This is a genomic window from Streptomyces sp. NPDC017529 (genome assembly GCF_044329785.1).
In the GTDB taxonomy this organism is placed as follows: Bacteria; Actinomycetota; Actinomycetes; order Streptomycetales; family Streptomycetaceae; genus Streptomyces.
In genome coordinates this window covers 188,093-199,953 of sequence record NZ_JBIRJY010000004.1, presented here as the reverse complement: position 1 = coordinate 199,953, position 11,861 = coordinate 188,093, and the positions used below count along the sequence as shown (strand labels likewise).

The window sequence follows — 11,861 nt, the reverse complement described above, 5'->3', positions numbered from 1 at the left end:
GCCTGTACGGATCACAACTTTAGACAGTGTCTAAGCTAGGATGGTCTCCTAGCCGTTGAGTGTTGCCAGGAGGCCGTCCCATGTACGAACCGATCCGCACCAAGTCGGTCCACTCCATGGCCGCCGACCAGGAGGTCCCGCACCGCTCCCGCGCGGAGGAGCTGGACATCCGGCTCGCCGGCCACCTGACCGCGCTGCTCACCGTCACCGACGAGCTGCGCGCCGCCGTTCCCGACCCCGCGCTGGACGACGCCGCCGAGCGCATCGCCGACCAGGTGACGCGGCTGCGCGGCGGGGCGTACCCGCTGCGTGCCGCGCCGACCGGCGGCGGCGACCCGTCCCGCGCGCCCCGGCTGCACCAGCGCGCCCGGATGCTGGCGGGCAGCGCCCTGGCGGTCGCCACCTCGCGGTCCGACCGGGCCGCCGCCGCGCTGGCGGCGGAGCGCATGGAGACCCACGCGGCGGTGCAGGAGCTGGCCTCGGCCTGATCCGGGGAGCCCGCCCCCGGCCTGATCCCGGGGGACGGCCTCGGCTCGATCCGGGGAATGGCGAACAAGACGGCCGGAGCCACGTGTTCGTGCACGTGACCCCGGCCGTCGACCGTGGCGGTCCGGCCTGCGCCGGACCGTTTCGCCGTACTACCCCAGGCGGCGTACGAGCGCGTGGTACTCGTCCCACAGCTCCTTCGGCGTGTGGTCACCGAAGGTGTTCAGGTGGTCGGGGATCAGCGCCGCCTCCTCGCGCCACACGTCCTTGTCGACGGTGAGCAGGAAGTCCAGGTCGGCGTCGGCCAGGCCGAGGCCCTCGGTGTCCAGCGCCTCCTTCGTCGGCAGCACGCCGATCGGGGTCTCGACACCCTCGGCCTTGCCCTCCAGGCGCTCGACGATCCACTTGAGCACCCGGCTGTTCTCGCCGAAACCCGGCCACACGAACCGGCCCGACTCGTCCTTGCGGAACCAGTTGACGTAGTAGATCTTCGGCAGCTTCGCCTGGTCCTTGCCGGCGCCGACCTTGACCCAGTGGCCCATGTAGTCGCCCATGTTGTAGCCGCAGAACGGCAGCATGGCGAACGGGTCGCGGCGCAGCTCGCCGACCTTGCCCTCGGCCGCCGCGGTCTTCTCGCTCGCCACGTTCGCGCCGAGGAAGACGCCGTGCTGCCAGGTCAGCGACTCGGTCACCAGCGGTACGGCGCTGGCGCGGCGACCGCCGAAGAGGATGGCCGAGATCGGCACGCCCTTGGGGTCCTCCCACTCGGGCGCGATGATCGGGCACTGGCCCGCCGGGACGGTGAAACGCGCGTTCGGGTGGGCCGCCGGGGTGCCGGACTCCGGAGTCCAGTCGTTGCCCTTCCAGTCGGTCAGGTGGGCGGGCAGCTCCTCGGTCATGCCCTCCCACCACACGTCGCCGTCGTCGGTCAGCGCGACGTTGGTGAAGACCGAGTTGCCCCACATGGTCTTCATGGCGTTGGCGTTGGTGTGCTCGCCGGTGCCGGGCGCGACGCCGAAGAAACCGGCCTCGGGGTTGATCGCGTACAGCCGGCCGTCCTCGCCGAACCGCATCCAGGCGATGTCGTCGCCGATGGTCTCGACGGTCCAGCCGGAGATCGTGGGCTCCAGCATCGCGAGGTTGGTCTTGCCGCAGGCGCTCGGGAACGCGGCGGCGACGTACCTGGGCTCGCCCTGCGGCGGGGTGAGCTTGAGGATCAGCATGTGCTCGGCGAGCCAGCCCTCGTCGCGCGCCATGACGGAGGCGATGCGCAGCGCGTAACACTTCTTGCCCAGCAGGGCGTTGCCGCCGTAGCCGGAGCCGTAGGACCAGATCTCACGGTCCTCGGGGAAGTGCGAGATGTACTTCGTGGAGTTGCACGGCCACGGCACGTCGGCCTCGCCCTCGGCCAGCGGGGCGCCGAGGGTGTGCACGGCCTTGACGAAGAAGCCGTCCTCGCCCAGTTCGTCCAGGACGGCCTGGCCCATCCGGGTCATGGTGCGCATCGAGACGGCCACGTACGCCGAGTCGGTGATCTCCACGCCGAGCGCGGAGAGCGGCGAGCCGAGCGGCCCCATGCAGAACGGGACGACGTACATCGTCCGGCCGCGCATCGCGCCGCGGAAGATGCCCTGCTCACCGGTGAAGACCTCGCGCATCTCCGCCGGGGCCTTCCAGTGGTTGGTCGGGCCCGCGTCCTCCTCCTTCTCGGAGCAGATGAAGGTGCGGTCCTCGACCCGGGCGACGTCCGAGGGGTCGGACGCGGCGTAGTAGGAGTTGGGGCGCTTGATCGGGTCCAGCTTCCGGAAGGTGCCCTTGGCGACGAGCTCCTCGCACAGGCGCTCGTACTCCGCCTCCGAACCGTCGCACCACACGACACGGTCCGGCTCGGTGATGGCTGCGATCTCGTCGACCCAGGAAACGAGTTCCCGGTGGGTGGTCGGTACGGGGGAGGGAGCCGCGTTGTCGCGCGCCACGATCGCTCCTAGATGAGGGTTGGACGGACCGCTGCCCGACATGCCGGCAGGGCCCGCTGCTGAAGATGTCTGCCCCTTGGGGGCTGCGACCCGGATGCTTCGCGACCGCTCATCCGGTGCCGACCGCACTCATATGATCATCCGACCCCGATCCATATCTGTCCAGAGGAGGTCCTCGTGACCGTCACCACTTCCGGATCAATCCGTAACTTACGGTGGCGTAGGTAGCATTGCCGCCATGACTTCCGCGCCCGACGCCGCCGAAAGCCACACCTCTCCTGTGACCAGCGCGGCCGCCGACGCCGTATCCACGGTCGCCGGCCTGGCCGCGCCACTGAAGCCCAAGCTGCGGGGCTGGCTGCACGCCGGAATGTTCCCCGCCGCCCTCGTCTCGGGTGTCGTGCTCACGGCCCTGGCCGACAGCACCCGCGGCCGGATCGCCTGCGCCGTCTACACCCTCTCCGCCTGCCTGCTCTTCGGCATCAGCGCCCTCTACCACCGCGGGAATTGGGGCCCGCGCGCGGGCGCCGTCCTGCGACGACTGGATCACGCCAATATTTTCCTGATCATCGCGGGCACCTACACCCCGCTGACCATGCTGCTGGTCCCCGGCACCCGCGGCCAGACGCTTCTGTGGGCCGTCTGGGCGGCCGCCCTCGCCGGCATCGCCTTCCGCGTCTTCTGGGTGGGCGCGCCACGCTGGCTCTACACCCCCTGCTACATCGCGATGGGCTGGGCGGCCGTCTTCTTCCTGCCCGACTTCCTGCGCAAGGGCGGCATCGCCGTCCTCGTACTCGTCATCGTCGGCGGCGTCCTCTACAGCGCGGGCGGCGTCATCTACGGGATCAAGCGCCCCAACCCGTCACCGCGCTGGTTCGGCTTCCACGAGGTCTTCCACTCCCTGACGCTGGCGGCCTTCGTCGTGCACTACGTCGGGATCTCACTGGTGGCCTATTCGCATTCCTGAGGCTCCCGCCGCGCCCGGGGACCCGCCCCGGCCGCGGGACCCGGCGCCCTTGCCCCGTCGGCGCCACGCTCCCCCGCCCACCCGTGGCCGCGGCCTCGACGCCGCGGCCACCTGCCATGTCAGGGCGGCCACCCCGGCCAGGACCAGCGCCACCACCGTGGCCGTCCCCCCGACGAGGAAACCTCCGACGCACACCGCTGCCGCGAACACGGCAAACACATCGACTGCGGTACGCATACGCGCAACACCCCCTCCAAGAATCACTGACAGTGACCTTGCCCTGGCTAAAGCGTTACACACACCACTGACAAACAAGGAGACATCAAGAATGCCCCTGGGGGCGACAGTTCTCACCCCCCAACATCCCCTGTTTCTCGGCGCCTGCCGCGCCGGGGTACGGGCCCGGCGCGGCAGGCGCCCCTCGCCCGCGCGGGCCGGGCCGGGCCGGGGACCACCGGTGCCGGACAATGACGACCATGGCCTCCGCACAGAAGTCCGCCGCGCAGCCGGGCGCCCAGAAGCCCGGACTGCGGGAGCGGAAGAAGCTCCAGACCCGGCGGGCCATCCGCCGGGCCGCCTACCGGCTCTTCGAGGAACAGGGGTACGACGCGACCCCCGTCGACCGGATCGCCGAGGCCGCCGACGTCTCCCCCAGCACGGTCTTCCGCTACTTCCCCACCAAGGAGGACATCGTCCTCACCGACGCGTACGCACCCGTGCTGGCGGCGGGGCTGCGGGCCAGGCCCGCCGACGAGCCGGTGGTCGAGTCGATGCGGCACGCCGCCGTCGAGACGCTGCGGCGCCTCGCGGCAGAGGAGCGCACCGAGCTGGTCCAGCGCATCCGGCTCGTCCGCGAGGTGCCGGCGGTCCGCGGCCGGACGGCCGAGAACACCGCGCGGGACAGCGCGATGATCAGCGCCGTACTGGCGGAGCGGACCGGCAGGCCCGCCGACGACCTGGAGATCCGGGTGGTCGCCACGGCGATCCTGGCGGCGCTCCAGGAAGCGCTGGTGCGCTGGGTCGCGGACGGCCGGCGGGACGCCCCCGAAACCCTCATCGGCCGGACGATGGACGTACTCGCCCGCGGCCTGACGCTCTGAGCGCCCCGCAGCCGAGAAGCGCCGCCGCCCGCCTCACTCCCTGAGGGCACTGCCGTACGGGGCCACCCGCCCCGCTTCCCTGGCCGGTTCGCCGAGGCGCCGCGCCAGCCGCGCGCGCAGCCGGGTCAGCCGCTCGATCCGGGCGTCCAGATCGGCCAGCCTGCGGCGGGCCACCGCTTCCGCCGCGCGGCAGGAGCCCGCCCCCGAGCCGTCCTCCGCGCCGTTCTCCCCGGCGTCCACCGGCCCGTCGCCGGTGAACAGGGCCTCGGGGACGCCGTCGGGCGGCAGCGTGTCGAGAAGGTGCGCGAACGACCTGATGTCGCCCACCGTCAGCCCGGCTTCGAGGAGTTCGCGCACCATCCGCAGCCGGCGTACGTCCTCCGGCGCGTACACGCGGTGCCCCGACGGCGTGCGCCGGGCAGTCACCAGCCCGTGCTCCTCGTAATAGCGCAGCGCTCTGGCCGTCAGGCCCGCGGCAGCCGCGGCGTCCCCGATGCGCATCCGGTCCTCCCCCGCCGGGGCTCCTGGCAGGCGGTGCCCCGGTACGTACGTCGACTCCTGCGTCAGACCGTACGTCGCCGGGACACCGCACCACCGGGCCGGCCGACCGAACCGTCTGTACGGCGGAGACTCAGAGCCTGCGTCTGGCTCTTACAACTCCACCAGCACGGCCCCCAGGTGCCGTCCCGCGATCAGCTCCTGGAGGGCGCGCGGCGCCTCCTCGATGCCGTGCAGCCGGGCGTGCGGGAACGTGAGCGAGCCCTCCTTCAGGCCGCGCCCGAACTCCTCGTTCCACTCATCGATCACTTCGGGGTGGTCGTAGAGCGCGACCCCGCGCAGGGTGACGCTGCGGGCGAGCAGGGACAGCGTGTCGATCTCGGTCGTGTGCCTACCGGAATCCGCGAGCTGGGTGGACAGCGCGCCGACCAGCGCGATGCGGGCGCCGCGGTTGGCGAGCGCGATGGCCGCCTGCAGCTGCTCGCCGCCCACGTTGTCGAAGACCGCGTCGAGGCCGTCCGGGGCGGCCTCGCGCAGCTGCTCCTCGATGGGGCCCGCGCCGCGGATCACGGCCGCGTCGTACCCCAGTTCCTTGACCAGGTGATCCGCCTTGCGCTGCGATCCCGTGCTGCCGATGACCCGCGCGGCACCCCGCAGCCGGGCGATCTGGCCGGCCAGCGACCCCACGCCGCCGGCCGCGCCGGACACGAACACCGTGTCACCAGGGCGCACATCGGCGCCCCGCACGACGCCCATGTAGGCGGTCGGCCCCTGGGAGAGATAGGCCGCCGGGTCGGGCAGCAGGTCCGGGTCGCGGCGCTGCAGCGCCGCGGCGTCCACGAGGGCGTACTCCCGCCAGCCGAGGTTGTGCTCCACCAGGTCGCCGGGGGCGTACTCGCCGCCGGGCGCTTCGGCCACCTCCCCGATGGCCGACCCGTACAGCGCCTCGCCGGGCACGAAGGACGGCATCGGGACGTTGGTGACCTCGTCCATGAGCGTGCGCATCACGGCGGCGACGGCCATGGTCGTGTTGCGCACGAGCACCTGACCGGGCCCCGGCCGGGGAACCGGCACCTCGACCACCTCGAAGAGGTCGTCGGTGAGCGGTCCCTCGGGCCGGCCGGTCAGGCGGACTTCGCGATGGGTGGCGGGCAGGCTGCCCTCGGTACGGTTCATCATGCCGCCACGCTAGAACTTGACGCCCGCGTGAAGTTCAAGTCGGCTCCTGGACCTAGGACTTCCGGCGGACGGCGGCCGGCCCGCCTCCCCTTCAGGGCCGCAGCCGCTCGCCCAGTTCCTCCGGGCCGGTGACCGGGCGCTCGCACGTGAAGCGGCGGCAGACGTACGCGGCGGGCCGCCCGTCGACCAGGGGGCGGTCCTTCAGGAGCGGCACCTCCTCCGTACCGGGCTCTCCGAGGGCGACCACCGCGCCGGGCGCCGTGCCCAGGAGGGCGGCGCGGTGCAGCGCCCGGGTGGCCGGGTCGCCGCCCGGACCGACGACCGCGATCTCGCGCGGCCCGTCGAGCGCCGCCTCCGTGACGGCGAGGCCCCACCCGATGAAGCGCGGTGCCCGGCCGCCCAGCGCCTTGACGACGCCCAGGGCGCGTTCGGCGGCGTCCCGGTGCGGTCCGCTGCCGGTCAGCGCGGCGTACGACAAGAGCGCGCCGGCGGCCGCCGTCCAGCCGGACGGCGTGGCGTTGTCGGTCGGGTCCTGCGGACGGCGGATCAGCTGTTCCGCGTCGTCCGCGGTGTCGTACAGGGTGCCGTCCTCGGCGCTGAAGTGGACGAGCACCGTGTCCAGGAAGAGGCCGGCGAACTCCGCCCAGACGCCCTCGCCGGTGACCGAGGCGAGCGCGAGGAAACCCTCGGCGACGTCCGCGTAGTCCTCCAGGACGCCGGAGTTGGCGCCGGCCACACCGTCCCGCGAGGTGCGGTGCAGCCGCGCCTGCCAGTCCATGTGGACGCGCACGAGCAGGTCGGCGGCGTCCGTGGCGGCCTGCACGAAGTCCGGGCGGTCGAAATAGGCGCCGGTCTCGGCGAGGGCGGCGACGGCCAGACCGTTCCAGGCGGCGACGACCTTATCGTCACGGCCGGGGCGCGGCCTGCGGTCCCGCGCCGCGCGCAGCCGTTCCTTGACGCTCTCGATCCGGTCGGCGTCCACCAGGCCGTCGGTGTCGGGCAGTTGGAGGACGGAGGCGCCCTCCTCGAAGGTGCCCTCTTCGGTCACGCCGAAGTAGTGCGCGGCGAGCCCGGCGTCCCGCTCACCGAGGACCTCGCGCAGCTGTTCGGGCGTCCATACGTAGTACGCGCCCTCGACGTGCTTGCCGGTGCCGTCGTCGGAGTCGGCGTCGAGCGCGGAGGCGAAGCCGCCCTGCTCGGTGCGGAGTTCGCGGACCATGAACTCGGCGGTCTCGACGGCGACGCGCCGGGCGAGGTCGGAGCCGGTGGCCCGCCACAGGTGCGCGTACGCGCGGCACAGCAGCGCGTTGTCGTACAGCATCTTCTCGAAGTGCGGCACGGTCCAGGTCGCGTCCACCGCGTAGCGCGCGAAGCCGCCGCCGAGCTGGTCGTAGATCCCGCCGCGTGCCATCGCCTCGGCGGTCGCCTGCGCCATCTGGAGAGCCGCCTCGGACTCCGTACGGGCGTGGTGGCGCAGCAGGAACTCCAGCACCATGGACGGCGGGAACTTGGGGGCGCCGCCGAACCCGCCGTGCACGGCGTCGAAGTCCCGGGTCAGGGCCAGCAGCGCGGCCGCCAGGTCCTCGGGCCCCGGCGGCGCGTGGTCGCCCTTGGCCAGCGATGCGGAGAGCGAGCGCCCCGACAGGTCGGCGACGATCCGCCCGGCGACCTCGCCGACCTCGTCGCGGCGGTCGGCCCAGGCGCCGCGTACGCCTTGCAGGACCTGCGGGAAGGAGGGCAGGCCGTGGCGCGGCGCGGGCGGGAAGTACGTACCGAAGTAAAACGGTTCGGCGTCGGGGGTGAGGAAGACGGTCATGGGCCAGCCGCCCTGGCCGGTCGCCGCCTGGACGGCCTCCATGTACACCGCGTCCACGTCGGGCCGCTCCTCGCGGTCCACCTTCACGGACACGAAGTGCTCGTTGAGCAGCACCGCGGTCGCCTCGTCCGCGAAGCTCTCGTGGGCCATCACATGGCACCAGTGGCACGAGCTGTAACCGACGCTCAGCATTACGGGCACCCCGCGCCGGCGCGCCTCCTCGAACGCCTCGGGGCACCAGGGCCACCAATCGACCGGGTTGTCGGCGTGCTGGAGCAGATACGGGGAAGTCTCATGAGCCAGGCGGTTCGGCATGGGGCCATCCTCTCTCACCGCGGTTGCCGCGGCGGGGAGCGGAGGGGCGGCGGAGGAGTTATCCACAGCCCTGCCGGAATTCGCGCGGAAGCGGAAGACTGTGGGTACGGAGCCGATCACCGCGGGCCGGGGCGCACGAGCTGCCCCGGCCGCCGGTCCGGGCCGGGACGCCGGGGAATTCCGGGAGCACCGGAAGCCGCCGGGACGCTGGGAACTGCAGGAGGGGGAAAGGCATGCCGGGCTCACTGGCCGGGCTGCGCGACAGCCACCGGGCGGATGCGGAAGGGCTGCTGTCGCGGGCCGTCGATGAGGAGGTCCGACGCTCGGGAGGGTCCCTGGACCGCAGCGTCCTGCTGTCCCGGGCGCAAGCGGTGCTGGACGATCTCGCCGGCAAGGCGGCCGAGGAGTACGGCGCTTACGTGCACGCGCTGGACGAGGCGGCGGCCGGGCACCGGCCGCTGTCCGAACGGCTGACGCGCAAGGAACTGAGCACGCCGGCGGTGGCCACGCTGGTCGCGGCGGTCGCCGCCTTCGGCACCGACCTGGCGTACGGGACGGGACCCGGCACGGCCCTCGGAGTGGGTGCCGCGGTGGTCGCCGCGGGCGCCGCGGCGACGGTCGTGAAGCTGACCGCGGGGCACTGGCCCGCGGCGCACCGGCAGGCCGGGATGCGCGGCCAGCCGGGCGGTCCGGAGCAGCTGCGGTTGCAGTGGCTGACGGCGTTGGAGGTGCGGGGCATCCGGCCGTTCCTCGACCAGCAGCGGATGCTGACGGCGGCGACGCGCGGCGGCCCGGCCGGCAAGCCCGCCGCCTCGCGGGCCACCCGGATGCCGCCGCTGCGCGGCACGGACCGCAGCGCGGCGGCCCGTCAGCGGTCGGTGCTGGAGCAGTCCTTCGCCCATCTGCCGCAGCCCGAGCAGCCGTTCGCCGGGCGGCGCAGGCACCTCACGCAGATCGCGCAATGGGTGCACGCGGCCCGCGCCAGCACCGAAACCCGGCCCACGGTGGTCGTGCTGCACGGCGAGCCCGGCTCGGGGCGTACGGCGCTCGCGGTGCGGGCCGCCCACCAGCTGCGCGACCAGTTCCGCGGCGCGTGCGTGGTGGACCTGCGCGGCGACACACCGGGCGAAACGCCGCTGCCGACCCGTGACGCGCTGCTGCACCTGCTCAACCGGCTGGGCGCGCCGCGCGAGCAGCTCCTGTTCCGGGAGCGGCCCTCCCTGGACCAGCACGTCAAACGGCTCACGGAGCTCTACCACAAACACCTGACGGGCCTGCCCGTGACGGTTCTGCTGGACGACGCCTCCGATCCGGAGCAGGTGCGGCTGCTGGTGCCGGACCGCTCCGACAGCCTGGTGCTGGTGACCACCCGCGAGCCCATGTCGCTGCCCGGCGACCTCCAGGCGTGGGTGCACCAGCTGCCGGTCGGGGCGCTGGACTCGGCGGGCACGGAGGAGCTGCTGCGGGCCGCGGCCGACGAGTCCCAGGGCGAGACGGGGCCGTACGACCACCGGTCCGTCGAGCGCATCGCGCAGCTGTGCGCCGGGCTGCCGCTGGCCCTGCGGGTGGCCGGGTCCTCACTGGGCCCGCGGTCGCCCGCCACGCTCGCCGCCGACCTGGCGGAGAGCGCCGCGCGTCACCCGTCGGCAGCGGACCGGGCGGCACCGGTCGAGACGGCGCTGTGGCTGCGGTACGCGGACCAGTCGGAGACGGCCCGGCGGCTGCTGCGCCGGCTCGCGCTGGTCGGCCGGGCCAGCCTGGGGGCCGCCGCCGCGGCGGCGCTGCTGGGCGTGGCCGAGCCGGAGGCCGAGCGGCAGCTGTCCACGCTGGCCACCGCGGGGCTGATCGAGCGGGTGCGCAGCGACCGCTACCGCCTGCACGCGCTCGTGCACCACTTCGCGCACACCCGCCTGCTGGACGAGGAGGACCCGGCCGAGCGCGCCACCGCCCAGGAGCGGCTGATCCGCGGCTACGCGGAGCTGGCGGACTCGGTGATCCGCCTGGTCGACGGCCGGACGTCCACCCGCGCCGACCGCTTCGGCTCGCACGGCTTCACCTCCCTGGACGCGGCGCTCCAGTGGCTGGACGACGAGACCAGCTTCATCACGGCCGCCCTGCGCCACGCCGACCAGGACGTGGACCAGGCCGCCGTCTCCCACCTGCTGGGCGCGCTGGCCGACTACTGCCTGCTGCGCGGCGACCTGTACCGCCTCGGTGAGCTGAGCGAGCTGACCAAGGCCGCCAACCAGGGGCTTCTCGTCCGGTCCGTGCAGTGGCGCACCGGCGTCGCGGCCCGCCAGCTCGGCGAGCTGGACAAGGCGCGGACGACCCTGGCCTCGGTGGTGGACCTGTACTTCGAGGCGCAGCATCCGGTGGGGGCCGCGCGCGCCCTGCGTGACCTGGGCATCACGCTCCAGCAGCAGGGCAATCTGGCGGAGGCCGCGGCCAAGCTGCGCGAGGCCCTCGCGATGCAGTCCGAGGCGGACGTGCGCGGTGACCGGGCCTGGACGCTGCACGCCCTGGCGGCGGTGGAGCGTGACCGCGCGCAGGTCGCGGTGGCGCTGGACCTGCTGCGCGAGTCCCTGGAGCTGCACCGCGAGAGCGAGAGCCTGCACGGCCAGGCGTGGGCGCACTTCCAGCTCGGCCAGGTGTACCTGCGGATGGGCGAGGTGCCGCAGGCGGAGAGCGCGTTCCAGGCGGCACTGGACCTCTACGGCCGTACGCACGACGACCGCGGCGAGGCGTGGGCGACGACCCAGCTGGCCCGTGCGCGGCTGGTGGACGGCGACCCGGGCCCCGCGGTGGACCAGCTGCGGCACGCGCTGCCCCTGCACCGCCGGTACGAGGACGCCCGCGGCGAGGCCTGGACGCTGTACTACCTCGGCCAGTCGCTGGAGGAGCAGGGCGACCTGGACGCGGCGCTGCGGCACCTGGAGCGTTCCCGGACGATGTTCAGCCGGATGCAGGACGGCTACGGCCTCGCCTGCGCCCGGCACCACTCCGGGCGGGTCACCCGGGACCTGCGGGCCGCGCAGACCGGCTCGCTGCGCAACAGCGGCTTCGCCCGGCAGCTGCTCCAGGACGCCCGCAAGGACTTCCAGCGGATCGGCGTCCCGCACGGCGAGGCGTGGTCCTGCCTGGAGTTGGTGATCATCGACGCCGGGAACGGCCGGACGGCGCAGGCGCTGGAGCTGGCCGACGAGGCGGCGCGGACATTCGCCGGCTACGGCGACCGGCGCGGCGAGGACTGGGCCCGCTTCCTGCGCTGCACCCTGCTGCCGTTCGCCTCACCGGGCGGTTCGGTGGTGGGCACGGCGGTGGCGCAGGAGGAGCTGGCGCAGCTCGTGCGGGAGCGGCACGCGACCCGCGACTCGAAGCTGGAGGACTGCGCGGAGACGTTCGCGCTGCTGCTGGACCGCGGCGTCGAGCCGGAAACGGGGTGGGAGGCATGGCGGCTCGGCATGGTCCCGAACCGCCACGCACGCGAGGTCATGGGCGTGTCCATACCCTCGTCGCAGTGACGC

The 11,861-nt window shown here is 73.4% G+C and carries 8 protein-coding genes; 4 read left to right on the top strand and 4 right to left on the bottom strand.

Annotated features, from left to right (window positions below):
• Positions 1 to 80: 80 nt before the first annotated feature.
• Complete coding sequence (locus ACH4K4_RS11595) at positions 81 to 488, top strand: hypothetical protein (RefSeq protein WP_398166597.1); 408 nt, start codon at positions 81 to 83, stop codon at positions 486 to 488.
• Between the two features lie 150 nt (positions 489 to 638).
• Here the strand turns inward: ACH4K4_RS11595 and ACH4K4_RS11590 are convergent, their stop codons facing one another.
• A complete protein-coding gene (locus ACH4K4_RS11590) occupies positions 639 to 2,462 on the bottom strand; it encodes a phosphoenolpyruvate carboxykinase (GTP) (protein WP_398166595.1) in 1,824 nt (607 codons plus the stop codon).
• Positions 2,463 to 2,700: 238 nt separating this feature from the next.
• Here ACH4K4_RS11590 and ACH4K4_RS11585 point away from each other — a divergent pair, with 238 nt between their 5' ends.
• The gene (locus ACH4K4_RS11585; RefSeq protein ID WP_398166594.1) at positions 2,701 to 3,429 is read left to right on the top strand and encodes a hemolysin III family protein; all 729 of its coding nucleotides are present in this window, start codon (positions 2,701 to 2,703) and stop codon (positions 3,427 to 3,429) included.
• A 467-nt stretch (positions 3,430 to 3,896) separates the two neighbouring features.
• Positions 3,897 to 4,529 (top strand): TetR family transcriptional regulator, encoded by a 633-nt coding sequence (locus tag ACH4K4_RS11580; protein WP_398166593.1) that lies wholly within the window; start codon positions 3,897 to 3,899, stop codon positions 4,527 to 4,529.
• 33 nt (positions 4,530 to 4,562) lie between these two features.
• Here ACH4K4_RS11580 and ACH4K4_RS11575 read toward each other — a convergent pair whose 3' ends face one another.
• The 3 genes from ACH4K4_RS11575 to ACH4K4_RS11565 form a co-directional block, all read right to left on the bottom strand.
• Positions 4,563 to 5,030, bottom strand: a complete 468-nt coding sequence (locus tag ACH4K4_RS11575; protein WP_398166591.1) for a MerR family transcriptional regulator — start codon at positions 5,028 to 5,030, stop codon at positions 4,563 to 4,565.
• A gap of 150 nt (positions 5,031 to 5,180) precedes the next feature.
• Positions 5,181 to 6,206 (bottom strand): MDR family NADP-dependent oxidoreductase, encoded by a 1,026-nt coding sequence (locus ACH4K4_RS11570; protein WP_398166589.1) that lies wholly within the window; start codon positions 6,204 to 6,206, stop codon positions 5,181 to 5,183.
• A gap of 91 nt (positions 6,207 to 6,297) precedes the next feature.
• On the bottom strand, positions 6,298 to 8,337 hold the full coding sequence (locus ACH4K4_RS11565) for a thioredoxin domain-containing protein (protein WP_398166588.1): 2,040 nt from the start codon (positions 8,335 to 8,337) through the stop codon (positions 6,298 to 6,300).
• A gap of 233 nt (positions 8,338 to 8,570) precedes the next feature.
• Between ACH4K4_RS11565 and ACH4K4_RS11560 the strand changes: the two genes are divergently transcribed.
• A complete protein-coding gene (locus ACH4K4_RS11560) occupies positions 8,571 to 11,858 on the top strand; it encodes a tetratricopeptide repeat protein (RefSeq protein WP_398166587.1) in 3,288 nt (1,095 codons plus the stop codon).
• Positions 11,859 to 11,861: the final 3 nt, after the last annotated feature.

What these genes read in the sequence shown, in the direction of transcription:
- ACH4K4_RS11595 (WP_398166597.1), top strand. Translation starts at nt 81, where the DNA reads ATGTACGAACCGATCCGCACCAAGTCGGTCCACTCCATGGCCGCCGAC.
- ACH4K4_RS11585 (WP_398166594.1), top strand. Translation starts at nt 2,701, where the DNA reads ATGACTTCCGCGCCCGACGCCGCCGAAAGCCACACCTCTCCTGTGACC.
- ACH4K4_RS11580 (WP_398166593.1), top strand. Translation starts at nt 3,897, where the DNA reads ATGACGACCATGGCCTCCGCACAGAAGTCCGCCGCGCAGCCGGGCGCC.
- ACH4K4_RS11575 (WP_398166591.1), bottom strand. Translation starts at nt 5,030, where the DNA reads ATGCGCATCGGGGACGCCGCGGCTGCCGCGGGCCTGACGGCCAGAGCG.
- ACH4K4_RS11570 (WP_398166589.1), bottom strand. Translation starts at nt 6,206, where the DNA reads ATGATGAACCGTACCGAGGGCAGCCTGCCCGCCACCCATCGCGAAGTC.
- ACH4K4_RS11565 (WP_398166588.1), bottom strand. Translation starts at nt 8,337, where the DNA reads ATGCCGAACCGCCTGGCTCATGAGACTTCCCCGTATCTGCTCCAGCAC.
- ACH4K4_RS11560 (WP_398166587.1), top strand. Translation starts at nt 8,571, where the DNA reads ATGCCGGGCTCACTGGCCGGGCTGCGCGACAGCCACCGGGCGGATGCG.